Origin of the sequence: Pseudoalteromonas byunsanensis (assembly GCF_001854475.1) — a bacterium.
Taxonomy (GTDB): domain Bacteria; phylum Pseudomonadota; class Gammaproteobacteria; order Enterobacterales; family Alteromonadaceae; genus Pseudoalteromonas; species Pseudoalteromonas byunsanensis.
In genome coordinates, this window is the sequence record NZ_MNAN01000034.1 from 172,221 (window position 1) to 197,168 (window position 24,948).

At 41.2% G+C, this 24,948-nt stretch carries 20 protein-coding genes; 9 read left to right on the plus strand and 11 right to left on the minus strand.

The annotated features are described in order from the left end of the window. Window positions 1-116 precede the first annotated feature (116 nt). Window positions 117-1,736, plus strand: a complete 1,620-nt coding sequence (locus tag BIW53_RS15160) for a S8 family serine peptidase (RefSeq protein WP_070992864.1) — start codon at window positions 117-119, stop codon at window positions 1,734-1,736. A 46-nt stretch (window positions 1,737-1,782) separates the two neighbouring features. On the opposite strand, the gene BIW53_RS15165 is transcribed toward BIW53_RS15160, so the two are convergent. The 7 genes from BIW53_RS15165 to dnaK form a co-directional block, all read right to left on the minus strand. Continuing rightward, window positions 1,783-2,601, minus strand: coding sequence for a DMT family transporter (locus BIW53_RS15165; protein WP_070992866.1), 819 nt, complete (start codon window positions 2,599-2,601; stop codon window positions 1,783-1,785). Between the two features lie 2 nt (window positions 2,602-2,603). Continuing rightward, complete coding sequence (locus BIW53_RS15170) at window positions 2,604-3,548, minus strand: protein kinase family protein (RefSeq protein WP_070992868.1); 945 nt, start codon at window positions 3,546-3,548, stop codon at window positions 2,604-2,606. A 134-nt stretch (window positions 3,549-3,682) separates the two neighbouring features. Continuing rightward, window positions 3,683-5,932 (minus strand): acyl-CoA dehydrogenase, encoded by a 2,250-nt coding sequence (locus BIW53_RS15175; RefSeq protein WP_070992870.1) that lies wholly within the window; start codon window positions 5,930-5,932, stop codon window positions 3,683-3,685. Between the two features lie 374 nt (window positions 5,933-6,306). Further along, window positions 6,307-7,143 (minus strand): ion transporter, encoded by an 837-nt coding sequence (locus tag BIW53_RS15180; RefSeq protein ID WP_070992872.1) that lies wholly within the window; start codon window positions 7,141-7,143, stop codon window positions 6,307-6,309. Between the two features lie 253 nt (window positions 7,144-7,396). Next, entirely contained in the window at window positions 7,397-7,855 is a 459-nt protein-coding gene (gene ybaK / locus BIW53_RS15185) for a Cys-tRNA(Pro) deacylase (protein ID WP_070992874.1), read from the minus strand. A gap of 383 nt (window positions 7,856-8,238) precedes the next feature. Continuing rightward, complete coding sequence (gene dnaJ, locus BIW53_RS15190) at window positions 8,239-9,372, minus strand: molecular chaperone DnaJ (RefSeq protein ID WP_070992876.1); 1,134 nt, start codon at window positions 9,370-9,372, stop codon at window positions 8,239-8,241. Window positions 9,373-9,495: 123 nt separating this feature from the next. Then, a complete protein-coding gene (dnaK, locus tag BIW53_RS15195; protein ID WP_070992877.1) occupies window positions 9,496-11,415 on the minus strand; it encodes a molecular chaperone DnaK in 1,920 nt (639 codons plus the stop codon). Between the two features lie 236 nt (window positions 11,416-11,651). Between dnaK and BIW53_RS15200 the strand changes: the two genes are divergently transcribed. The 4 genes from BIW53_RS15200 to BIW53_RS15215 all read left to right on the plus strand — a co-directional run bounded on the left by BIW53_RS15200 (window position 11,652) and on the right by BIW53_RS15215 (window position 16,111). Then, a complete protein-coding gene (locus BIW53_RS15200) occupies window positions 11,652-12,443 on the plus strand; it encodes a thioesterase family protein (RefSeq protein WP_070992878.1) in 792 nt (263 codons plus the stop codon). Window positions 12,444-12,639: 196 nt separating this feature from the next. Further along, entirely contained in the window at window positions 12,640-13,848 is a 1,209-nt protein-coding gene (locus BIW53_RS15205; RefSeq protein WP_070992880.1) for a paraquat-inducible protein A, read from the plus strand. Next, the gene (gene pqiB, locus BIW53_RS15210) at window positions 13,841-15,496 is read left to right on the plus strand and encodes an intermembrane transport protein PqiB (RefSeq protein ID WP_070992881.1); all 1,656 of its coding nucleotides are present in this window, start codon (window positions 13,841-13,843) and stop codon (window positions 15,494-15,496) included. Before BIW53_RS15205 ends, pqiB begins: the two co-directional genes overlap by 8 nt. Next, window positions 15,497-16,111: a PqiC family protein gene (locus tag BIW53_RS15215; RefSeq protein ID WP_070992882.1), complete on the plus strand. Its 615-nt coding sequence runs from the start codon at window positions 15,497-15,499 to the stop codon at window positions 16,109-16,111. Here BIW53_RS15215 and BIW53_RS15220 read toward each other — a convergent pair. Beyond that, the gene (locus BIW53_RS15220) at window positions 16,077-16,592 is read right to left on the minus strand and encodes a GNAT family N-acetyltransferase (RefSeq protein WP_070992883.1); all 516 of its coding nucleotides are present in this window, start codon (window positions 16,590-16,592) and stop codon (window positions 16,077-16,079) included. The two genes, BIW53_RS15215 and BIW53_RS15220, sit on opposite strands and share 35 nt — an antisense overlap. 59 nt (window positions 16,593-16,651) lie before the next feature. Next, a complete protein-coding gene (locus BIW53_RS15225) occupies window positions 16,652-19,534 on the minus strand; it encodes an insulinase family protein (protein WP_070992885.1) in 2,883 nt (960 codons plus the stop codon). Window positions 19,535-19,648: 114 nt separating this feature from the next. Between BIW53_RS15225 and BIW53_RS15230 the strand changes: the two genes are divergently transcribed. The 3 genes from BIW53_RS15230 to ushA all read left to right on the plus strand — a co-directional run bounded on the left by BIW53_RS15230 (window position 19,649) and on the right by ushA (window position 22,013). After that, window positions 19,649-20,074: an MAPEG family protein gene (locus BIW53_RS15230; protein WP_070992886.1), complete on the plus strand. Its 426-nt coding sequence runs from the start codon at window positions 19,649-19,651 to the stop codon at window positions 20,072-20,074. 100 nt (window positions 20,075-20,174) lie between these two features. Then, a complete protein-coding gene (locus BIW53_RS15235) occupies window positions 20,175-20,360 on the plus strand; it encodes a hypothetical protein (RefSeq protein ID WP_070992887.1) in 186 nt (61 codons plus the stop codon). A 72-nt stretch (window positions 20,361-20,432) separates the two neighbouring features. Then, window positions 20,433-22,013 carry a bifunctional UDP-sugar hydrolase/5'-nucleotidase UshA gene (gene ushA, locus BIW53_RS15240; protein ID WP_070992888.1) on the plus strand — a complete coding sequence of 527 codons (1,581 nt, stop codon included), beginning with the start codon at window positions 20,433-20,435 and terminating at the stop codon, window positions 22,011-22,013. Window positions 22,014-22,046: 33 nt separating this feature from the next. Here the strand turns inward: ushA and BIW53_RS15245 are convergent, their stop codons facing one another. Beyond that, window positions 22,047-22,976 (minus strand): hypothetical protein, encoded by a 930-nt coding sequence (locus BIW53_RS15245; RefSeq protein WP_070992890.1) that lies wholly within the window; start codon window positions 22,974-22,976, stop codon window positions 22,047-22,049. Continuing rightward, on the minus strand, window positions 22,963-23,679 hold the full coding sequence (locus BIW53_RS15250) for a PhnD/SsuA/transferrin family substrate-binding protein (RefSeq protein ID WP_245699440.1): 717 nt from the start codon (window positions 23,677-23,679) through the stop codon (window positions 22,963-22,965). Before BIW53_RS15250 ends, BIW53_RS15245 begins: the two co-directional genes overlap by 14 nt. A 404-nt stretch (window positions 23,680-24,083) precedes the next feature. Here BIW53_RS15250 and BIW53_RS15255 point away from each other — a divergent pair, with 404 nt between their 5' ends. Then, window positions 24,084-24,935, plus strand: coding sequence for a S1/P1 nuclease (locus tag BIW53_RS15255; protein WP_070992891.1), 852 nt, complete (start codon window positions 24,084-24,086; stop codon window positions 24,933-24,935). The last annotated feature ends 13 nt before the right edge of the window (window positions 24,936-24,948 follow it).

Below are 24,948 nucleotides of genomic sequence, written 5' to 3' on the forward strand. Positions count from 1 at the left end.
TTAAGCAGATAGTATATCCCCGCCATCATTTCAGTACAAAAAACGCACTGTTGACACAGAACAATTTACCTGTTTTATTTACAGAGGTTAACAACATGTAATAAAGGTAACTTAAAATGAAAAAAATAGTTTCTAACAGCGTAAAACTCTCCATTCTTTCAGCATGCGTTGGCGCCGCTTTAAGCGCAGGACATGTGTCTGCAAGTGAAGAGCAACGCGTCATCGTGACATTAAATGACAGCGCTGTAAAAACAGCTCCTGTATTTGTGTCAAAAGTTGATTTAGCAAAGTATAAGCAGCAAACGCTTACTACCTTCGCTCAACAATTAAATGTCACTCCAATGACAGCGCTGCCAAGTGTGAACGCTATCGTTATGAATGTGACTCCTGAGAAACTTGCGGAACTTAAAGCAAACCCACAGGTTTCAACTGTAGAGGTGGATCCAAAGCGTTACTTGATGGCTGAGTCTACGCCTTACGGTATCAACATGGTTCAAGCCAACCAACTCGCAGATACAATGAGCGGCAATCGTAAAGTATGTATCATGGATACGGGTTATACTCTAAATCATCCTGACTTACCTAGTACAGGCATTACAGGTAATGACGGACACGGTTCCAATGACACTGGCAACTGGTACAACGATGGTAACGGTCACGGTACTCACGTTGCAGGTACGATTGCAGCAATTGGTGGCAATGGTCAAGGTGTTGTAGGTGTAAACCCATCGGGCCAACTTGGATTACACATCGTAAAAGTGTTTAACGACCAAGGTCAGTGGGCTTATGGCTCAGATCTAATCAAAGCCATTGAACAGTGTGAAGCTTCTGGCGCGAATGTTACCAGTATGAGTCTAGGTGGTAGTGGCAGTTCAAGCGCTGAACGCAACGCGTTCCAACAGAGTTACAATCGCGGTGTATTACATATCGCAGCAGCAGGTAACAGCGGTAATAGCAACCTAAGCTACCCTGCGTCTTATGACGCTGTAGTATCGGTTGCCGCAGTCGACAGCTCAGAGAACAAAGCATCATTTTCTCAGTACAATAATCAAGTTGAAATTGCAGCTCCAGGTGTAAGTGTTAACTCAACCTGGAATAACAACGGTTATAAGTCAATCAGTGGTACTTCAATGGCAACGCCACACGTATCTGGTGTTGCAGCGCTGGTATGGAGCCACTTCCCTGAATGTACTAACGATGAAATTCGTAAAGTGCTAAACACAACCGCCAAAGATAAAGGTGCTCCTGGGCGCGATACTTCTTACGGTCACGGTATTGTACAAGCGAAAGCCGCATATGATTATCTTGAGCAAAATGGCTGTAGCGGCGACCCTCAGCCAGGTCCAATCGCGAGCTTTACCTATAGCATAAACGGTAAGACAGTTAAATTTACAAACACTTCTAAAGATGCGCGTAGCTATGCTTGGCAGTTTGGCGATGGCGCAAGCAGCGCAGATGCTTCACCTAGCCACACATATGCAGCAACGGGTGAATACCAAGTAACACTTACCGCTAAAGATGGTGACAAATCTAACTCAGTCACTAAAACGGTTACTATTAAAGGCGATGATCCTAAAGGATGCGATGGTATTGCAGCTTGGTCATCATCAAAAATGTACTATTCTGGTGACTTAGTTTCATACAAGAACTACAAATATGAAGCAACATGGTGGTCTCGCTCTGCACAGCCTGATATCTTCAGCAACGTTTGGAAACGTTTAGGTGCTTGTAACTAAGCCTTAAACAATTAATCGAAAAACGCCCGCATTCACGGGCGTTTTTTTATATCAATAAAACAAGGGTGCTCAGCAGCATAAAAATAATGGCCACACTTTGCTTACCAGTTAGCTTCTCATTAAATACCCAAGCGCCCACCAACATGGCGCTTGTGATCCCAATTGAGCGCTTTAACCCTTCAACAATGCCTGGCTGCATTAACTCAATAGCCACAAGTTGAAAAATCACCGCACAGGAGAATACTAAAGCTGAAACACTCCACCAACCAACATGTTTTTGAATGTCACAAACTTTCACTCGCACACCCAATACCAAAGCAGTAGCGCACAGTACAATAAGAGTAATATACGTAGCATGAAACGCCTTGTCGGAGTACTGTAAAGCATACTTATCAATAACAATGCTACAACCCCAGCACAAAGATGTCAGCAACGCCTGCCAGATCCCCCCTTCTGAGACTTTAAACCGTGCTCCCATTAACCAAAATGAACCACCAACTATACCCAAAATCCCTAAAATTTGAACTAGAGTCAACGGCTCTGCAAGCCACAGCCAAGCCAGTAAAGCAGAACACACAGGTGTGAAAGATAGCATTGATAACACAATGGCTATTTTACCAATGGCCAGTGCACGGATAAACGCAACACTCGCCACTGCGGCTAGCAGCCCACTGACACTCCCGGGTAGATAATATTCTGCCAACGGTAGCTTAGCGCCGCCATATAACCACAACAATAAAAACACAGGTAGTACACTGAGGCTAAACACCACCGACATCAGTGGGGCACTGAAATATGCGGCCAACTTCTTCCGACAAAAATCAAACCCAGCCCAACATAAAGCGCTCAACAATGCAAACAACATAGCTAACCTCTAACAAGTTTCAATGCGTTTTGAGACTGCTCGCGCATATAGTTATTGATCTTAAAGTGATCAGGTTTCCACCCTAATAAAAAGCGATGAAAATCGGCCCATACTACCGACCACAATTCTTGCCAACTGATGATGATGTCTTGGGCAATTTGAACACTAAGTCTAGCGGATAAATTGTCTAGCAACTTTGAGAAGTAGTACTCTAACAAACTGTCAGCGTTAGTTTGTAAGCCATCGTCATCAAAAACACTGGTGAAATACAGCATTACATCCTGGATACCAAGTCCCGAGCCGAAATATTGAAAGTCATACCCCAACACCTGCGATTCTGAGTTAAACGCAAAGTTCGCGGCTTTTGCATCACCATGAATTTGAGTACGATATGGACAGTCACAAATAAGTGCGGCTATGCTCTTTGCATGTGTCTTTAGCTCACCATGAGCCATTCTGTGCAATTCGTCTGGGCGCGTAGCTAAATGCCAATATCCGCCCTGTTGCCAGCCGATATCACTTTGCAAAATAAAATAGCTGTGAAACCTTGCCAGCCAATTTAGCACCTGTTGATGATGGCCCATGGACAAGTCAGTTATTGTACCAAACCCCTCATGTGCAAAGTCTGATAAGACTAAACATGTTGTATAGTCACGCTTAAATGCATGTATCAACTTAGGTACCTTGCAAGTTTCTTCGAGTTGAGTTGCTGTGTATTGATAAAACGCCAGTTCAACTTGATAGGATTTTAGTTTGCGCGCTAATGCAAAGTCAGTTTGCGTTATGTTCCTATGCGTAAGCTGCGCTGGAATCTGAGCGAACTTAACCACCACATCAATACCATCTAAATGCATCCGATTGACTGAACCACAGCCACTCCAAAGCAGGCTGCTACTTTCTTTATCTATAACATCTTTAAACGTTTCACTGAGAATTTCGTAAAGCATATCTGTTAATCATTACTCATTTATCTTAAACGCTACCATTTTCTGCCAATAAAAAAAGCCCCTGACGTAATGTTCAGGGGCTTTAAATGTAATTTAAGTGCCGATACAGCTAGCACTTAAGGCATTGTTGACCGTTAGCTTGCTTGCTGAACTTTTTCAACAGGCTGGGCGTTGTCATCTAATAAGTTCATGTCAAAATCAAACTCATCAACACGAATCGCTTTTTCACGTTTCTTATTGTAATCAATAAGCTGAGCATATTCCTGTGAACTAATCAGGTTTGCCGCAAGCGCGTTATCTAGAGTCTCAGCAAAACGTACACCTGCTTTGATTTGTTTACTGCGAAGTGCTTTTTTCACTTTAGCAAGCAAGTCCAAACACGCCATTTTAGCTTTGTAGGCTTGCTCATTGATATCGTGGCCATCACCTGCAGTGGGTTTAATCAAATGTGTTAACTGTGCTTTGAATGCCGTATCAAGCTGAGCTGCTTGTGCTAACTCACGTACTAAATCATCGCTGATCGCAGGCATTCTATGTGTGTAGTGCATCGTAATAACGCGCATAAACTTACGAGTTCCAGAAGCTGGGAAGTTGTCTAAGAACTTATGTAATGCATTTTCTGCATTTTGTAATGCCCAACGCGTAGCATAATGAAAGTATGGTGCCGCAGCCTGTCTGTCAGCAACTGCTACTTTTTGCTCATAATACTTAATTGATGCCATAGCTGCATATAAGTAGCTCATCACATCACCTAGACGTGCTGACAACATTTCAGCCTGTTTCAACTTACCACCCAATACTAATAGCGAGAAGTCGGCATAAACAGCAAGCTTAGCTGATAATTGGTGCGCTGCTTTCTCATAAGCTTGTACCTCAGGCAACTGTGATTTACTACCAGCTGTAAATGGTAACAAACCAAGGCGGAATGCGCGAAGACTGTTAGCAACACTATACCCTACTGTTTTACGTAAAATCTTGCTAAAGGTCTTATCTGCATCTTTTTCCTGACTATGAATAGATTCAACCATAGACTGCAAATATGGGTGACAGCGCATAACACCTTGCCCAAAAATCATAAGGTTTCGGGTCAGAATATTCGCACCTTCTACCGTGATAGCAATTGGTTGCGCAACGTAACCGCTAGCTAGGGTATTTTGCGGACCGTTTTGAATTGCTTTACCAGCTTGAATATCCATTGCTGAGTCTAATACATCACGACCAATTTCAGTCATATGATATTTTGCTATAGCGGTTACTACAGACGGCTTAAGACCCATGCCCAAACCTTCCGTTGTTAATACTCGCATCGCTTCTTGCAAATAAGTTTTGCCCGCGATATCTGCTAATTTTTCCTGAATACCTTCAAACTGACCAATAGACAAGCCAAATTGCTCACGCACAGCAGCATATTCTGAGGCTGATTTAAGTGCAACTTGTGCCGTTGACACACCCAACGCTGGTAGAGAAATACCACGCCCTGCGCCCAAACAGCTCACTAGCATCTGCCAACCACGGCCAATGTTTTTCTGGCCACCAATGATGAAATCCATAGGAATGAAAACGTTGTTACCACGAGTTGTTCCATTGTAAAAGCGAATGCCCATTGGATCATGGCGGTTACCAAGCTCTACACCTGGATGCGACTTAGGGATCAACGCACAAGTAATGCCTAAATGTTCTTTACCACCGAGTAGGCCATCAGGGTCTTCTACTTTAAACGCTAAGCCAAGCACAGTTGCGATAGGTGCTAACGTAATATAACGCTTATCCCACGTTACCTCTAAACCAATCACTTCTTCGCCATTGTACTGCCCTTTTTTAACGATGCCGATATCTGGGATACCGCCTGCGTCAGAGCCTGCTTCTGGACTCGTTAATGCAAAACATGGTATTTCTCGGCCATTTGCAAGGCGGGGTAAATAATGTGCTTGCTGCTCCTCAGTACCGTAATGAAGTAACAACTCACCAGGACCTAGCGAGTTAGGAACCATTACCGTTACAGCAACCGCTGATGATTTCGTTGCAATAGTGCCTACGATAGTAGAGTTCGCATATGGGCTAAACTCAAGGCCGCCAAACGATTTAGGGATAATGAGCGAGAAAAAACGCTCTTTTTTTAGAAATTCTAAAATGTGCTCTGGCAAATGTTTACTGTTCTGAATTACAGAATCATCGATCATCGCCATTAGTTCTTTAACAGGGCCGTCTAAGAATGCTTGCTCATCAGCACTTAGTTTTGCTTCTGGCACAGCTCTTAGCGCGTCAAAATCAGGCTTACCTTGGTAAATAGACCCTTCAAGCCATACATCACCTGCATCTAATGCTTCTTGTTCTGTTACTGAAATGCTTGGCAATACTTTCTTTAGTTGTGTTCTTAAACTCATAATCAACTCATCCGACCAGATAGATATATCTACATTACGGCACAAAAATCTCAATAGATCAATCACTCTATAAACATTTTTTACGACTTTATTACTGCGGTTTCATTTGATTAAGAATATTTATAAGTAAATTAAAAGCTTACACGTGTACGCTGAAAATGCATTTTAGGCAGTCAAATTGAGGTAGTAAGTGAAGTGTGGCTCGAAAATTTAAAATTTCGTCGAGCATAAAATTCACAGTAAGTAAGACAGGCCTACTAACTAATCTTACTTACTGTTTGATGTGCTGCTTTAACTTAGAGTTAGTCTAACAACGACATCCGATATCTGCTATTCAACATCGGATATCCAATAGGCACAATTACTGGTTAGGTCTAAATAATGCTGTCTTTTTGAGAGACATCAACAGTATTTCGCTGTTGTTGCACAATCAGTGCTTTCAACTGCTGAATCTCATTATGCAAATCTTCTATCGTAGGAACATTCTGTGCGTCTTCTTTTGCCTTTCTTAGTTTTGAGCGCTCATCCTCCATTACATTAACTACAATGCCAATCACCATGTTTAAAAATGCAAATGCAGTAAAGAAGATAAACGTTAAATAAAACACCCAAGACATCGGATAGACTTCCATTGTTTCATATTGAATATCTGTCCAATCTTCAAATGTCATAATTCTAAAAAGTGTCAGCATGGATATTGCTATATCTCCCCACAATTTTGGATTTATATCTTTAAATACAAAGCTACCAATTGCTGCATAGATATAAAATATTATAAACATCAATAAAATAACGTACCCAAGTTGCGGCATTGCTTTCAATAAGGAGTTTATTAATACTCGCAGCTCTGGTACTACTGAGACCATTCGAAGTACCCTGAATACCCTAACAAGCCTCGCTAAGAGCGCCATTTCACTATCGTTTATCGGGATCAGACTGATTGCCACAACTGCTGTGTCAAAAATATTCCAGCCTTTGGTAAAAAAGCGCTTTTTATCCTCATCAGCAATAAAGCGTACAGATAGCTCGAACAAGAAAAATAAAGTGATAAAGATATCAAGCACATGTGTAACAGAGATAGCACCGCTTGAGAGTGGAAAAGTTTTTGCTCCTATTTCAAGAGCTGAAATAATGATCACTGCAACAACTGACAGCTCAAAAGCTTTGTTGTTCTTCAAAGTGTTTAATTGATATTTGATGTTTTCGTACATACGCTACCGAAAGTTAGAAAGTAAACTTTTATTTATAACTTGTCTGATTATATCTACTTCGTGGCTACTGAGGGAGTTATTTATTATTAAAACATAAAGAAAAGTTACCATATTGGCACAAGTTAATAACTTGATAACAATATAATTAAAATAAAAAAATCAGTGCCTATATATTCTCTACATTCCTGGTTATTTGAAGGAAGTAATAGCGTGTAATCGCTATATTATGCGTTTTAACACTCAGAGTATGTGGTCAAAATTGCGAAAACTGAGCACCACACAATCTAATCAAATCTTCTGGAGAAACCGCAACTTCCAGTCCGCGCTTTCCAGCACTTACGTATATTGTGTCGAAATTTTTAGCATCGCTGTGAAGCAAAGTGTTAAGACGCTTTTTTTGCGCGAAAGGGCTAATTCCACCTATTAGATAACCTGTGGTGGTTTGTGCTTGTTTTGCATCGGCCATTACAGCCTTCTTTCCTTTACACGCCCTTGCAAAAGCCTTTAGATCTACCTGCCTTGTAGCAGGCAAGATAGCCACATTCAATACCCCATCTACATCCACGAGCAATGTTTTGAACACCTGCTCTGTGAGCAACCCTAACTTTTCGGCCGCTTCGTTGGCGAAGTTGTGTTGTGATGGGTCATGATCAAACTTAAGTATTTGAAATTGTATCCCTTTCTTTTCTAGTAAAATAATCGCTGGTGTCATGAACTCTCCCTTCTTATCAGTCAATCAAGTTACATCAAAGTGGACAAAACCTCACTCTAGACTAAAGTATTATATTGTCACTATGAAATAAAAACTGTTAGCGATGTTTAGAAAGTATCTTTTTTTCATATTCTCAGTGATTGTTTTTCTGGTACTACTAAAGTTTTTGCAGGATGAATATTTAATGTGGAGCGAAACGCTCGCCTGTAGTGCCAAATGTGAGTTATTAGGTTGTAAAACAGGACAATTACTATTGGGTCAGTACGATCAAACAATTGCCTGTAAATGTGAAAGCAAACATGATTATTTAGTGCTACTGAATTAGCTAAGCACAAACAAAAACGGCGCTTAACGCGCCGTTTTTTTACAACAGATTGTTGATACTATTTAGTTAAATCATCAAAAAACTTTTTTACACCATCGAAGAAGCCCTGAGCTTTAGGACGGTTTTTACCGTTCATTCCACCCATACTCTCTTCAAACTCTCTCAACAGCTCTTTTTGGCGCTCGTTAAGGTTGACTGGCGTCTCTAGTACAACTTTACAGATCAAATCACCCACAGCCCCGCTGCGTACAGACTTAACGCCTTTGCCACGCATACGGAACATTTTGCCCGTTTGACTCTCAGCTGGGATCTTAAGATTTGCTCGGCCATCAAGTGTTGGCACCTCAATTTCACCGCCTAATGCCGCAGTACTGAAGCTAATAGGCACTTCACAGTACAGGTTATTTCCATCACGGGTAAAAATCGGATGTTCACGTACCGCAACCTGAACATACAAGTCGCCCGATGGTGCGCCGTGTAACCCAGCTTCCCCTTCGCCCGATAAACGAATACGGTCACCAGTATCAACACCTGCAGGGATCTTCACATTCAGTGTTTTTGTCTTTTCTACGCGACCTTGTCCGTGACACTTGTTACATGGGTCTGAGATGATTGACCCAGTTCCTTGGCACGTTGGACACGTTTGCTGAACAGCGAAAAAGCCCTGACGCATTTGAACTTGGCCAGCACCATGACAGGTAGTACATGTTTTTGGTTTTGAACCCGCTTTTGCACCACTGCCATCACAAGGGCTACAACTTACCCAAGTTGGCACTTTAATTTCAGCTTCCTTACCACGAACCGCTTCTTCGAGTGAAAGGTCCATGTTGTAACGAAGGTCTGCGCCACGTTGCTGACGAGATTGACGACGCCCACCGCCACCAAAAATATCACCGAATACGTCGCCAAAAATATCGCCAAAGTCACCTTGACCGCCACCAAAACCGCCGTGGCCACCGCCATTCTGATCAAAGGCTGCATGGCCGTATTGGTCATACATCTGACGCTTTTGGCTATCAGTTAGTACTTCGTAAGCTTCTTTTACTTCTTTAAACTTAGTTTCTAGCTCAGCATTACCCGCCGTACGGTCTGGGTGATACTTCATCGCCAAGCGCTTATACGCTTTTTTTATGTCACGTTCGCTGGCATCTTTGCTAACGCCTAGTACTTCGTAATAATCACGTTTTGACATAGTTATCACATTACTCTAGTTAAATGATGCGCCTGAGCTCATCAAACTGGCCTGAGGCCAAAATTTACATACACTAAGGGCGCGACAAGCGAAATTCGCCAGCGCGCCCTTACAAGTCAACAATTACTTGTCGTCTTTAACTTCTTCAAACTCAGCGTCAACAACATCGTCGTCTTGCTTTGAAGAACCTTTAGCGCCAGCATCAGCACCCGCTTGGCCCGCTTGAGCTTTAGCCTGTGCGATTTCCATAAGCTTTTGTGACTTCTCAGCTAGAGCTTGCACTTTAGCATCGATCTCTTCTTTGCTGTCGCCTTTGATAGCTGTTTCAAGCTCACTTAGTGCCGCTTCAATCGCTTCTTTGTCTTCAGCTGGTAGTGCATCGCCCGCTTCTTCAACTTGCTTACGCGTACCGTGAACCATTGCATCAGCCTGGTTACGTGAAGATACTAGCTCTTCGAACTTCTTATCTTCTTCCGCATTAGCTTCGGCATCACGTACCATTTTTTCTACTTCGTCATCACTTAGACCTGAAGAAGCTTGGATGGTGATCTTCTGCTCTTTACCTGTATCTTTATCTTTTGCAGATACGTGTAAGATACCGTCCGCATCAACATCGAAAGTAACTTCGATTTGAGGTACACCACGCTGTGCTGGGCGAATACCTTCTAGGTTAAATTGACCTAGAGACTTGTTATCGCTTGAACGCTTACGCTCACCTTGTAGTACGTGAATCGTTACCGCAGACTGATTATCTTCAGCTGTTGAGAATGTTTGCGACTTCTTAGTAGGAATAGTCGTGTTCTTCTCAATTAGTGCGGTCATCACTTGACCCATTGTCTCAATACCTAGTGATAGAGGACATACGTCAAGTAGTAGAACATCTTTTACGTCACCAGCAAGTACACCACCTTGAACCGCAGCACCAACTGCTACCGCTTCATCAGGGTTAACATCTTTACGTGGCTCTTTACCGAAGAACTCTGCTACTGTCTTCTGAACTAGCGGCATACGTGTTTGACCACCTACTAGGATGATGTCATTTACTTCACCTACAGATAAATCAGCATCAGCTAGAGCACGTTTTAGCGGCTCAATTGACTGAGCAACTAAGTCTTCAACCAGTGACTCAAGTTTTGCACGAGTTAACTTAACGTTCATGTGCTTAGGACCTGATGCGTCAGCAGTTACGTAAGGTAGATTTACCTCTGTTTGCTGTGCAGATGAAAGCTCAATCTTTGCTTTTTCTGCCGCTTCTTTAACACGCTGCATTGCTAGCGGGTCAGTTTTAAGGTCGATACCTTGGTCTTTTTTGAACTCTGCTACGAGATAGTTGATAACGCGGTTATCGAAGTCTTCACCACCTAAGTGAGTGTCACCATTAGTAGCTAGTACTTCGAACGTGTGCTCACCATCTACTTCATCAATTTCGATGATTGAGATATCGAATGTACCACCACCTAAATCGTATACCGCAATAACGTTGTCGCCTTGCTTTTTGTCCATACCGTATGCAAGAGCAGCGGCTGTAGGCTCGTTGATAATACGCTTAACTTCAAGACCCGCGATACGACCTGCATCTTTTGTTGCTTGACGTTGTGAGTCATTAAAGTATGCAGGTACTGTGATAACAGCTTCAGTTACTTCTTCGCCTAAGAAGTCTTCTGCTGTTTTCTTCATTTTTTTCAGTACTTCAGCTGAAATTTGTGGTGCAGCACGTTTTTCACCACGTACCTCTACCCATGCATCACCATTATCTGCTTTAACGATTTGAAAAGGCATGATACCGATATCGCGTTGTACTTCTTCGTCTTCAAAACGACGACCAATTAAACGCTTAATCGCAAATAGTGTGTTTTGTGGGTTTGTCACCGCTTGGCGCTTAGCCGGCTGACCTACAAGTGTTTCACCTTCTGCTGTATATGCAATAATTGAAGGGGTTGTACGATCACCCTCAGCGTTTTCGATAACGCGTGCTTTATCACCATCTAGTACTGCTACACAAGAGTTAGTAGTACCTAAATCGATTCCAATAATTTTACCCATGAATCTTCTCCGACTTCAAAATTCGTTGTTCTGTTAGATGCTTTTGTAAATAAGGGCAACAAAATTGAATTCAAGCTTAAAAGTGAAAAAAATTTCGTTTTTTTTACTTTTATTTAGTTCTGGGCACTTTTTAGGCTAAAAATAGTGCTTTCAACGCCGAGTTTTGACCGAACCAAACTGGTCTGACCTCAAAAGCTATGTTATAAACTGCTAAACAAAAGTCTTTAGGGGATGTTATGCATTTCGATCAATTATTGGCTCAAGCTGCAGCACTGGGAAATAACTCAATGCAGTTCCCAGCAAACTGGTGTCAGGGACGTACCGCATTTGGCGGGCTTTCCGCAGCGCTTATGTATCAAGCAATAAGGCAACATGTAGACAGCGAGCGCCGACTACTTTCATTGAGCACTAATTTTGTAGGTCCGTTATTAGCCGAACGTGATTTTACCATTCAAGTTGAAGTACTTCGCACAGGTAAAAACAGCAATCAAGTCATGGCGAAAATTACTCAAGATGAACAAGTTGTTGTTATAACACAGGCGTGTTTTGGCGCTAGACGCAGCTCTAAAGTTCGTGTTGACGTATCAAAAAAAATGACCTTAAAGCCTGTTAATGAAAGACATATGCTGCCTTATCAACAAGGTTTAATGCCTGAATTTTTCCAACATGTTTCATTATGTCCGCAACAAGGCGGAATGCCATTTACTAATGCCGATACTTCTCACTTAGGTGGCTGGATGCGTTTTAAAGATACACCACAGAGTATGAATGAAGCACATATCATCGCGCTCACAGATGCATGGCCTCCCACTCTACTACAAATGTACCAACAGCCAGCTCCTGCCAGCAGTATGTCTTGGTATCTAGAGTTTGTTCAGGAGCCCCAACTAGAAGCAGATGATTGGTTAGGGTTCGAAGCAATCACCCATCATTGCAAAGACGGTTACGGACTAGAAGACGGATGCATTTGGAGCAGTAAAGGCGACTTGCTAGCTCTTACTCGCCAAACCGTGGCATTATTCGATTAGTGCTTTGTTTAAACACACTTTGATTTAACGCCTCACAATTGTGAGGCTCTTCATTTTTTGGTCTCCAATCACATCACCATCAATCCTCGCATACATGGCGCTTTGTGGATTGCTCTTTAATCATTAGATCAAATTTGCACTCGTCTCGTATTTGCAGCACACTTAGAGTAAGACTCTGGATTTAGATGATTTGTTTGTGATACTCGCCTGTAAACACTGCGACAAAATTATTAATGTCGGGCATATCGGACAGCAGCAACGTGCGCTATGTCCATATTGTGGCTCACAGCTTTTCAGTTGTAGAAATAATCAACAACAATGGATTAATGCATTTAGTATTGCATCACTGCTGTTTCTTTTTTCTAGTCTTTACCCCTCGTTTATTTCATTTAGTCAGCACGGCCTCAAACAGCAGATAAGCCTTTGGGATGCTGCTATGTTGCTCGGTGACACATATAGTACGATGCTGGCATTTGTGTTTATTTTTACTATTTTACTTATGCCACTTGCAGTGTGTTCTTTGGTCCTAATTGCTCAAAGCCCGCTGTGGAGGCGGCTAAATCCACATAATGCTAGATGGATATCAAAATCTTTGAGTTACATCGTGCCTCTCAATTTAGCTGATATTTTTCTAGTTGCTGTATTAGTAAGTGCTTTTAAATTAATGGCTTATGCTGATTTGGAATTAGGCTATGGCTTTTGGGCATACGTGCTGTTTGTTTTCTGTTTCATAGAACTGTTAACGCTAATTGATGAGAATGAACTTTGGCAACGCCAACAACCACAATTTGAGCCAAAAACACTGTTTTGTGGAAAAAGCGCTAAATCGCAGGCACTCAAGCAATGCGGTGTATGTGGTCAATTATCGTCAAGCACACATTGTCCACGCTGTTACGCCAAAACTTACTTTCGAAAACCGCAAGCTAATGCCAGAGCACTTGCTTGGATGGTAACTGCCTTAGTTCTGATGGTACCGGCAAATTTATTGCCTATCATGAATACAGTTAACCTTGGTCAAAATACCTTTGCTACAATTTTCTCAGGTATTGTTATTCTTTGGCAAGATGGTTCATACCCTGTTGCGATTATTATTTTCGTTGCCAGTATTTGTATTCCAATCATCAAAGCTCTGGCATTATTTTATTTACTCATTGAAACTCAGCGCTGTAAAAGAGTTGAACAAGCATCAAAGCTATACAGGTGGTTGGAATGGATGGGTAAATGGTCAATGATTGACGTCTTTGTTGTCATCATTTTGGTCTCTTTGGTACAACTGGGTACCGTATTAACAGTAGAGCCACAGATTGGCATTGTATTTTTCGCAGTTATGGTTCTTTGTCAGATGATGTCAGTACATAGCTTTGATCCAAGAATTTTATGGGATAGATTAACCCCTCATGAGTGAACATGCATATATAGAATCAAAACCTAAGTTCTCCGTTATTTGGTTTGTGCCGATTATTGCCTTATGCGTAACCATCTGGATGTTATACCAGCACCAACTCAATAAAGGTCATACTGTGTTTATAAAAATGTCTAATGCTGACGGTATAATTGCAGGTAAAACTCAAGTAAGAGTACGTAGCGTAAAAATTGGGCTAGTAGAATCACTTCGTTTACAACTTGATCAAAATGCCGTAATAGCAAAAGTTCAAATCGATACCATGTATGAACCCTTACTAACGTCAGACGCAAAAATATGGGTCGTAAAACCCCGTATTGATGAGTCCGGCATCTCTGGAATGAATACACTGCTCTCTGGTGTATATCTCGAGCTTGAGCCTGGCACCAGCAAAGTAAAATCTTCATTATTTACTTTGCAAGATGAACCCGCTCTCATTGGTGCCGATATTGATGGTAAACGCTATAAACTCAAATCTAGACACGCAGAGGTTTTAGACGTCGGTACTGGCATTTATTTTCGCAACTTCAAAATTGGCCAAATAGAATCTGCTAACTTCAATATTGACAATCTTGCAATGGAATATGGTATTTTCGTATTCTCTCCTTATGACCAGCTCATCGCAAACAACATGATTTTTTGGGTAGCTTCTGGCGTGTCTATCAATTTATCAACCGAAGGCATTAATGTGTCTACGGGCAGCTTATCAAAGCTCATTAAAGGTGGAATTTCGGTAGACTACCCACCTGATCAGGCCCCATCCGAAATAGCTCAAAGCCAAATGAGCTTTACTTTACACGAGAATTTTTCAACAGCATTGGAGCAACGCTTTGATGATTATGACTTTTACCTGATAGAATTTGAGCAATCCATTCGCGGTTTACGCTCTGGTGCTCCTGTTGAATACCGAGGAATGCGAATTGGTACGGTTGAACAAGCTCCAGCACAATTAAAACGCAATGGTCAGCCTTTATATTTTCAACAAGACAGCACCTCGATCCCTGTTTTGATCCGTATCGAATATGGTCGTTTATTTGAGCGAAGTGAAATTGCCAGAGAATATTGGCAACAGCATATAGAAAAATGGATTAGAAATGGATTGAGAGCTTCGTTAAAAAGTGGCAATATGTTAACGGGTGCGATCTATATAGAGCTTGATTTCTATCCAGATGCACCAGACGCGCGCGTGATGACATCTTCGCTGTATCCAACTCTGCCAAGTGTCTCAAGCGGCTTCACAGCATTATCGGAACAGGTCACTAAACTTTTAAATAAGCTCAATGACCTACCTGTAAACAATACGTTAGAACAACTAGACGGAACGTTGAAAGAATATAGGCAACTGGCAATGGAAATGAATGAATTAGTGGGCTCATTTAACCAAACTGGTACTGCTAGCAAAGTGAATGAGAACTTAGACAATATTAAAGTTACGTTAACTCAGTTAACATCAAGTTTGCGACAATTTGAAAAGACACTGACTCATTATCAGCAAGACTCAACAATGGTTGAGCAATTGACTGATACCTTGGAAGAGTTAGAAAGTTTATCAAACACATTAAAACCCTTTGCAAAAGGCTTAAACGAACAACCAAATATGATAATTTTCAATAAACAAACGCCTGACGATCCAGAGCCTAGGAAAAAGTAAATGCGTAATCTTGGGTGCTGTTTTTTTATTTTGTTGCTGAGTGCATGTAGTAGCCCTACAAGCCAAACGAGCCACTATTATGGCTTTTCATTAGAGTTGCCGCAGAACACACTCTCCGATACAGGTCAATATACTCAGACGCTCAAAGTAAATACCGTTAAAATGAGTGGTACAGCTGATCAACAAGGTATTGTGCAACGGCTGGACAATAATAAGGTATCAGTAGCGCAATATCATTTTTGGGCAGAGCATCCTAGCTATATGCTCACACGTTCGCTTAATCACACGCTTTCTGAGCATTTACCTCAATGGCAAATTCTAAATACTACAGTGCCCACTACTACGAACAATAACTATTTGTTGTCAGTTGTTGTCGATGATTTTGCAGGGCATTTTGCAGCAGGTTCTCTGATCAGTGGGCGCTGGTTTGTCTACACTTATCAAGATGGCAACCCAGAGCTACTCATGCACAAAACATTTACTTTAACTGAACCCCTTAAAGAAAACGGCTTCTCTCCTTTGGTGCAGGCATTGCAAGTTTCATGGCTAGAACTGGGCGCCGATATTTCCTCTGAGCTTGCTAGTCTTGAGCAAAATCCTGACGATACAAACTAGCTGGCTTCATACTGTTGTCTAGTATCACCTTTTGCTGATAATTAAACCCACATGCTTGCAGCAGTTTGGCACTAGGTGCATTATCTGGCGAGGTAATTGCGATAACAGAAGCTAACCCTAGCTTTTCACGCGCAAATTCGAGTAGCGCTGTTGCGGCCTCCCGCGCAAAACCTTGCCCCGTATAGTCATCTAAAAACGCATAACCAAGGTCTGGAACATTAAAGATTGGACGCTGGTAAAAGCCTGCAATACCGATGGGTGTCCCATCAGCTAGGGTAACAATATATGGCGCCTTTTCACTAATCGTGTAAGGCTCTAAAAAAGCATTCTTAATATAGTTATGTGCGCTTTCAACTGTATGCACTTGTTTATCAGCAATGTTATCTATGAAGCTTGCTTGATTGAGTAATTGTAAAATAAAGTTGGCATCATCAAGATGCGCCTGGCGAAGCACCAAACGTTTTGTGTTTATTATTGTCATTTTGGATTACCTTAGGTGAAAGTGGGTGGATACGCACAGCATACCCACCTCCCGCTTGCTTACTGTAAAGAGATACTTTTATATAGCTCTTCCAGAGTTGCTAACTTAGTTTGCTTAGGCAATTGAGCAAAAGGCTTATCTTTAAATTTGCTACCACGCATTTGGATATTAAGTCTCGGTGCTTCTGGATTTAACATCGTTTGCTGATAGTAGTTTTTAATATCTTCAAGCTCAACCTGCTCTACTGCTTTGATAAGCTTCTCTTTTGAGTCATACGCAAACCGTTCTCTATACCAATCTGTTAGTAACGGCGATAGCTCATCACTTAGATTTTTTGGTTCCTCATTCAACGACACAAGCGCAGCGCTTTTCAATTGCACGAAGGTCGCTTCATCAAGTTTTGCTAACGTTTTCGCGTACTCTTGTTTGTACGTGTCAAAACGAGCTTGCATAGACTTAACATCCATTACTGGTGATTGAATGAAAAAGCCAAGTGCAGAGTAATCTTCAATACTGCGCACCGTCGCACCAACTGCATACGCTAGCTGTTCCTCTGTACGCAATGTATCAAAAATATTCGTTCTTAAATGATTCTGTAAGATCAATGCCGCCGCTTTTTGTTGGTATCCTGGTGTTGGATGAACGTGCATATCAATAATGGCAACATCTGCAACATCAATATCTTGCTGCCATACAAGGGTTTCTCCAACTTTAGGCTGCCAATACTTAGTCATCACATAGTCAGTAAAACTCTTTGCTGATGGTAGCGCATCGGTGATCACCTGTGCGACTTTATTCAAATCTTCTTGGCTATAATTTCCGTAGCTGAAGACTCTTACCTGATTTTCCGCTAACACGCTATCCTGAATAGCATTGAACTGCGCAAGAGTTAGGTTTTTTGCCGCAGTAATCAAAGCATCTCTATCATACTGCCCTGCCTGAATCATTTTTCCTAACTGACCAAATGCCTGATAAAAAGGGAACTGTTTACCCTCATTGCTTAACGCTCTTATGTAACGATCAACCGCTTGAGCAAAAGCGTCTTCAGCTACATTAACACGAATATTTTTCATGCCTTGTGCTAATAGCTCCGGTTGTTTGTCTGTGAATCCAGCGATCTTCATCACCATGCCATTACTTGGCATTAACGATAAAGACATGCCTGCAACGAGTGCTTCTGTTTGTAATTTACTTTGTTCAATTGCAAACAAGTCTGACCAAAGAGCTAAGCTTACATCTGCATTAATATCCGCACTTCGCTTAGGAGAATTGATATAAATATGCATACTGCCTTTAGGCTGATGTGAAAAGCGCTCACTCGCAGTGTGCCAAATAGCTAAGCCTTGTCGTTCATATACTTTCTGTACACCTGCTTTTACCTGCTCAGTAGTAGTTTTGATTGCAAACTGCTCTGGTAGCAGCCTGTTAACACTTGGCAGCTGAAGTGCCATTTGACTTGGTTGAGTCCAGCTTGCAACTTCTTGTTCAGGAATATCTGTTATCTTGTACTTGCCATCGTAAAAGTGAAGTTGGCTATCCGTTGGTTCATCTTGGCTGATATACCAAACACGCAAATATTCACTATCTAGCTGACTGAGCACTTGCTTTACAGCCTCTTTATCAAATTCTGCATAAAAATAATCAGCATTAATTGCATGATTAACTGGATACTTTTGCATGCTGTCAGTGAGATTACTTACATAACCAAACTCATCACCTTTTTCTAGGAATAAAAACTGATTATTCAGTGATGTGCGTATTTCGTCGAAATACTTACTGTCTATTCCTTGTTGTTTGATAAGTTCGATGTACTGCATCACTGTGGCTACAATAAGCTCTCTATTTTGCATTCCCTTGTCTGTTAAGTTGATATCAATACTCAGCACACCATAATTACCATACAGATCGGGGCTGGCACCTGATGTAAGAGACGAGATCAACCCTTGTTCTTTCAATACTTGTGCAGGACTGCCCTGCATTTCATTACTCAACAAATACGTTACGAAATAGTTCGGCTTAACTGCAAATTGATCGATGTTGTTCTTGATAGTGAAATCCAATTTCAACTGCTTTACGTCTTCGTTCGGTTTGTAATGAATGCGCTTTTTACCTACTTTAGAAAAATCTAACGCAGCCGTGACGGCGGGCTTCTCAATATTTTTATTTTCTATAGTGGAGAAATGCTTTCTTGCCTTTTTAACCATTTCATCTAACGGTTCATTAGATATCATGGCTAGTTTCATAATATTGGCCGAATAGTATCGCTGATAAAAAGCAACGGTTTCTGCATGAAGCTTGCTGCCTTCCTTATCACCTAATGTCTCTAAATTGCCCGGTAAGAAACGGTTAGCTGGGTGCTCGCCCATCATATTTCTGGCAAGTTTGAACTGACCAAAAAAGTCCATTTCACGCCGCATTGACCATTCAGCATTAACCGCGTTTTTTTCTTTTTCTGTGTATTGCGGGTAAAGTTTTGGCGATTTAAAGAAGTCAGAGAACCTGTCTAGAGCTTCGTCATAGGCGTTATTATTTACCTTAAACATATAGTTAGTGATGTCTAACCAAGTATAGGCATTGTGGGCGCCACCATTTTCCGTCATAAAGTCAGAGTAACCACTGGTATCTGGAAAACGCTCCGTGCCCAAAAACAACATATGCTCTAAATAATGCGCCATTCCCTGTTGTGTCATAGGATCATGTAATAGCCCCACACCTACACTTAACGCCGCCGCCGATTTGTCTACACTGGGATCTGATACAAGAATAACATCGATACCATTATCTAACGTTAAGGTTTGATAAGCGCGCTCATCATTGGGGCTTACAACCAATTGTTGGCTAAGTAGGGATGTATTTGAACGCTTGGAGTCTGAGTGATATTGGCTGCTGCACCCAGCCATAACAGCGAGACTTAACACGCCTATTACAAAAAGCTTTTTCATAACGATTCCATTTAAAATTTGCTTAACGACATCAATAGTCTTTACTATGGGGATGTTTTGCAACTAATAAGCTGATTCGATTGTAACACTCTGTAAACCAAGGATTATATCACTATGCTCATCACCCCAACCAAAATTATAATTATCTCTATGTTTTTACAAGTTTTTCTTACTTTTACTGTGATGATAATCATGGGCAGACGCCGCTTTGCCGCGGCTCATAAAGGTGACATCCCCCTCGCCGCTTTTAAAACGATGCAGCTGAGCCAAGCGCCTGATAATGTTCAGCTTGCAAGCAGAAACTTTGAAAACCAGTTTGAAATTCCAGTGTTGTTTTTTGTGGTTTGCTTATTGGGACTGTACCTTCAAGCAACTGGCTGGTTCTTTGCTGCAAATGGTGCCTTGTTTGTTATTTCTCGTATAGCACATAGCTGGGTTCATTTGACAAGCAACCATGTTTTAACGCGTTTTAGGTTGTTTGTACTTGGCAGTTTATTCTTAATGATACAATGGCTTACATTAGCAGCAACATTTATATAACCAGTTATTATTAAAACACCCCAGTATGTAACATAAAGTTCTTTATATACTGGTGTATTTTGTTAGCATGTCTTTCCAATAATCATAGAGGGTGAACACAATGAATAACGAAATGCCAATATGTGATTTTGGACTCCACGCTGGAGAACCATATACTAAATTACCAGCCAGTTTTCTTAACTGGATGGTTGAAATCAACCATGACAAATCACAGCTAGCAAAGCAAGAGTTGATGCGTCGAGAAGATGCCGTATTTGCAGCGTGCGCTAACGCTAAAAATTCATAATTTTTATCATTTATATTTAGAGTTTTTAGTTTAAAATGGGCGCATATTTGAATTTACCTGATAAAGGTCTATATGCGCATTTTGCTTTTTGTACTTTTATGTACACTTCTGTCTTCGTGTCAGCTCACCCCCAGCCACAGTACACAATATTTAACGGTACTTCATACTAATGATAACCACGGTCGCTTTTGGCACAATGAAAAAGGCGAATATGGTATGGCTGCTCGTAAGACGCTTATTGATCAATTGAGAAATCAAGCTGCGCAAAAAGGCCATGCTGTTGTACTGCTTTCCGGTGGTGACATTAACACAGGTATCCCTGAGTCAGATTTACAATTTGCTGAGCCTGATTTCAAAGGCATGAGTTTACTAGGCTATGATGCCATGGCAATTGGTAATCACGAGTTTGATAATCCGCTTCATGTTTTAGAGAAACAGCAACAGTGGGCAAATTTCCCGCTGCTTTCCGCTAATATTTTACATACTGACGATAAAAGCCACGCATATCAGCCCTATGCGTTAATAAACAAGCAAGGTTTGACGATAGCTGTAGTGGGATTAACAACGCCTGACACAGCTAAGATTGCTAACCCTGAATATTTGGGAGATCTTGTTTTCGTTGAACCCGCTGAAATTGTTGAATCCACAGTTGCATCTATTAAAGCTTCACATCATGTCGATGTAGTCATCGCGGTCACACACATGGGTCATTATCACGATGCTAATTCTGGCATCAATGCCCCAGGAGATGTAACGCTAGCACGTAGCATTGCACCAAACACTCTAGACATGATAATTGGCGGACATTCGCAAGAACCTGTATGTATTGACTCTCAAGGTAATCCTGACACACAGTTTGCCCCTGGCAAAGCCTGTGCCCCAGATAAGCAAAATGGTGTGTGGATTATGCAAGCGCATGAATGGGGAAAATACGTTGGCAAGGCCGAGTTTAAAATCGAAAACGGTGTGAAAACACTTATCAGCTACGAGCTTATCCCGGTTAATCTAAAAAATAATAACGACGAATATGTCAGCGAATACATTGAACCAGATGCGCAAATGAAAGCACTGTTACAACCATACCAAACATATGGTGAAAAGAAATTGAAGGGCAGCGTTGGCTTTGTCGATGGTTATCTTGATGGCAAACGTAACACAGTGCGTTTTAAACAAAGTAAGCTGGCTAGCTTGATTATTAAGGCGCAAATGTCTGCAGTAGGTGCAGATTTCGGTGTGATCAGCGGCGGCGGCATTAGACACAGTATTGAAGCGGGTGATGTCAGCTACAAAGACATATTAAAAGTACACCCTTTTAAAAACCGTATTACATTAATGCAGTGGCAAGGAGATAAACTGTACGAATACTTAGAAACTGTTACGGGTTTTCCAGCAGATTCAGGCGCCTATTTGCAATACTATGGTCTGTCATTCAATTATGTTGACGGCAAACTTAGCAATGTCATGATTAATGGTCAGCCACTTGATTTCAATGCAAACTATAAGATGAGCATTAACAGCTACAATGCTTCAGGTGGTGATGGTTACCCAAGCATAGTAAACATGGCTGGCTATAAACCAACGAATATGACCGATGCTCAAGTACTCAAGCAATATTTGCAAACTCATTCACCTATAAAAGTAAATTTGCTTTGAACAAACAATGAGGAGGCGCATTCGCCTCCTCACTTACTTTCCTATTACTTGAATATCTTCAAGTTCAATATGTATCAGGCCATAACTGTGTAGCTTTGAACGAGACCCCTCACCATAAGCTTTTGGCGGATAGTACTTTGCTTTGAGTTCAGGAAATTCTGAGAATAACTCATCTAAAGCTGCGCGAATTTCACTCAGGGTTTTTTCTAGACTATTCGAAAAGTTAGGCTTTTTACGTACAGTATGGCCAAGTGTTGTTAACCGCTCAAAATACTTGTTAGCAATTGCTATGAGTTCATCTGGCACATCTTTATTTGGATTAAGGAGCACGTCAGGGTTAGCAATACAGTATTCCACCAACGCGATATAGAAACATAAGGGCTTATTCGCCAACTGGATTTGAACCTGATCATCCGTACTCAAACTGACATATTTTGTATTGAGGTCAATTACCAAGTTCGGCACCTCTACCTCTTGTACCAAGGACGTCTCTTTGGTGTGTTTTCGGTTAAATACAAATGCCCATAAATACACGCCCCAGACACTTAAAGCCATCATAATAGGCAGTAAGTAATTCAGCCATGAAATATGAGTATTGACCTCATAGACAAAACCAACCTGACGATGGGCAGAGTTCAGCGAATAAACGTTACCTTTACTGGTCTGTTCAATATTACTGGAGCTGGTTAAACTCGTAAGCCTGACTCTCGAATTGCTTGCAGCTAACTGCTCATTTATAGACGCTATATATTGCGCTATCTTTTTTTCATTGCCACTGTAATTGAATAGCGGATCGGCGATGGGAAGCATATCGAGATCCAACGCAATACGCGTGGCCAACTTACTTACATCTAATTGACTATTGTGTTTTATCACTGTGTGTTGCGAAGCGCTAAACATACAGACAAAAATAAAAACAAATAGCAGCAAACTCACAAGTATATGAAAATTAGGCTTCGTCATTTTTCACCTCAATAAATCCATAAGGTGGTGTCATACATTGCCAGTAATGTTTAAGCGAACTGAAGTAGTTAGACTGCATATCATTAACCACATCGTTGACGCTGTTTTGTAATGAGCAAGCCAGATCAGTATTTTCATCACTCATTTTTATATACCACTTGCTGCCACTTACATTATCTGCAATGGGAGTAATGTAATTTTTAGAAAACCTCTGCTGATCGTGTTCCTGCCAATATGAGGCAATAATGTCGACCTCTCCTTTTGATAGCAAGTCTCGCAGCGCACTGTGAGAACTTGCGTATACGATACTCAAAGCAGATACATCTATATCTAGCTGCTTAAAAACCTGTTTTGGTAAAATATGCCCAGAACGGCTGGTCGGGTAATCAACTAAACCTATCTTTTTGTCGAGGAAATAGGCCTTTTCTATTTTTGGCTTTTCACGACTAGATATAAAAAAAGCAGTATAACTGGGATAGCCAATCAAAGGCATGTAGTTCTGCGTTGACTCCGCCATCATGGCTTCCATAATGTTATCTTTACTCAGTATAAGGTCCGCAATCCCCTTCGCTAAAAATTCAATTTGTTCAGCCAAACTACCGCCCCAGTATACTTCAACAGTACCAAATTGCTTAGCTAACACTTCGTTGTCACACAATGCACTTTGCAATCTGCTAGCAAGGCTCTGCACTGGCACATGCACTCTAAAAACCTCATCATTCACTGCAGAGCTAAATTTACATGTATACGAGTAGGAACTGACAGGTAGCAGTTTATTTAAATCGCTGTTAACCCATAAATGCGGAAGCGCCCACGCCCCCATCAAACTGAGTAGTAGCACTAAAAAAAACGCTGTTTTTTTGTTCAGACGGTATCGATTATTCAAAACGGAAAACTTATTGGCCCAGAAACATCGCTATTACAACAAGTTCCCTTACTCATTGCAATAGGTAACTTTACTTAATAAATGTAACCCGTTGTTTTTAAGGCTTTATTAACAAGAAATTATGAATCTAATTGACTCCTTTTATTTTCTTGAAAAACACGGACAATTGACCTTATTGAAATGGCGGTTGATCACCGCGTTTTACTCAGAGTAAATAAGTCATGTTAATAAAAAATTTGTCAAAATTTGTAGCCGTTGCTGCAATAGTAAGTTCATCTCAAGCAATTGCTTGGGGCCAAAATGGTCATCGTATTGTTGGAGAATTGGCTGAACTGAACCTCACGCCGACAACCAAGCAGGCATTAGTGCCGCTACTCGAAGGTGACTCTCTTGCTAAAGTATCAACTTGGGCAGACGAAATGCGCTCTGACAGTAGTAAATTTTGGAGCAAAACTTCTTCTAAATGGCACTATATTAACGTTTCAGACGCCGACAACATGCACCAGCATGTTCATCACAACATCTCTTCTAAAGAACAAGTAAAGAATATTCTCGATGGCATCTACTATGGCGTCAATACATTAAAATCTGAAAACGCTTCAATTGACGAAAAACGATTTGCACTGCGCTTTTTAGTGCACCTTGTTGGTGACAGTCATCAGCCTTTCCATGCGGGCCGTGCAGCAGACCACGGTGGTAACAAAATCGATGTTACTTTCTTCGGTGATAAAACCAATCTACACAGCACATGGGACACTCGTCTGATAGAGAACGAACGTCTTTCTTACACTGAGTTTACAAACTTCATAAAAACGTCAAATAACGCTATCATTGAGGATTATTTGAACAGTGAGCCTGCAGACTGGTTGCTTGAGTCTCACCATATTTCTGAAAAAATTTATAACTTAAATGAAACTGACATAAGTTACGGTTACATTTACAAATATATGCCAACAGTTAAGACTCGCTTACAACAAGGCGGCATAAGACTGGCGGGTTTGTTGAATCAAATTTTTGATAAAAAGGCGCAGCCATTAAAAGAAGCGCTCAAGACTTCTAAAACTGCTGATTAACTAACTAGTAAGC

What these genes read in the sequence shown, in the direction of transcription:
- BIW53_RS15160 (WP_070992864.1), top strand. Translation starts at nt 117, where the DNA reads ATGAAAAAAATAGTTTCTAACAGCGTAAAACTCTCCATTCTTTCAGCA.
- BIW53_RS15165 (WP_070992866.1), bottom strand. Translation starts at nt 2,601, where the DNA reads ATGTTGTTTGCATTGTTGAGCGCTTTATGTTGGGCTGGGTTTGATTTT.
- BIW53_RS15170 (WP_070992868.1), bottom strand. Translation starts at nt 3,548, where the DNA reads ATGCTTTACGAAATTCTCAGTGAAACGTTTAAAGATGTTATAGATAAA.
- BIW53_RS15175 (WP_070992870.1), bottom strand. Translation starts at nt 5,932, where the DNA reads ATGAGTTTAAGAACACAACTAAAGAAAGTATTGCCAAGCATTTCAGTA.
- BIW53_RS15180 (WP_070992872.1), bottom strand. Translation starts at nt 7,143, where the DNA reads ATGTACGAAAACATCAAATATCAATTAAACACTTTGAAGAACAACAAA.
- ybaK (WP_070992874.1), bottom strand. Translation starts at nt 7,855, where the DNA reads ATGACACCAGCGATTATTTTACTAGAAAAGAAAGGGATACAATTTCAA.
- dnaJ (WP_070992876.1), bottom strand. Translation starts at nt 9,372, where the DNA reads ATGTCAAAACGTGATTATTACGAAGTACTAGGCGTTAGCAAAGATGCC.
- dnaK (WP_070992877.1), bottom strand. Translation starts at nt 11,415, where the DNA reads ATGGGTAAAATTATTGGAATCGATTTAGGTACTACTAACTCTTGTGTA.
- BIW53_RS15200 (WP_070992878.1), top strand. Translation starts at nt 11,652, where the DNA reads ATGCATTTCGATCAATTATTGGCTCAAGCTGCAGCACTGGGAAATAAC.
- pqiB (WP_070992881.1), top strand. Translation starts at nt 13,841, where the DNA reads ATGAGTGAACATGCATATATAGAATCAAAACCTAAGTTCTCCGTTATT.
- BIW53_RS15215 (WP_070992882.1), top strand. Translation starts at nt 15,497, where the DNA reads ATGCGTAATCTTGGGTGCTGTTTTTTTATTTTGTTGCTGAGTGCATGT.
- BIW53_RS15220 (WP_070992883.1), bottom strand. Translation starts at nt 16,592, where the DNA reads ATGACAATAATAAACACAAAACGTTTGGTGCTTCGCCAGGCGCATCTT.
- BIW53_RS15225 (WP_070992885.1), bottom strand. Translation starts at nt 19,534, where the DNA reads ATGAAAAAGCTTTTTGTAATAGGCGTGTTAAGTCTCGCTGTTATGGCT.
- BIW53_RS15230 (WP_070992886.1), top strand. Translation starts at nt 19,649, where the DNA reads ATGCTCATCACCCCAACCAAAATTATAATTATCTCTATGTTTTTACAA.
- BIW53_RS15235 (WP_070992887.1), top strand. Translation starts at nt 20,175, where the DNA reads ATGAATAACGAAATGCCAATATGTGATTTTGGACTCCACGCTGGAGAA.
- ushA (WP_070992888.1), top strand. Translation starts at nt 20,433, where the DNA reads ATGCGCATTTTGCTTTTTGTACTTTTATGTACACTTCTGTCTTCGTGT.
- BIW53_RS15245 (WP_070992890.1), bottom strand. Translation starts at nt 22,976, where the DNA reads ATGACGAAGCCTAATTTTCATATACTTGTGAGTTTGCTGCTATTTGTT.
- BIW53_RS15255 (WP_070992891.1), top strand. Translation starts at nt 24,084, where the DNA reads ATGTTAATAAAAAATTTGTCAAAATTTGTAGCCGTTGCTGCAATAGTA.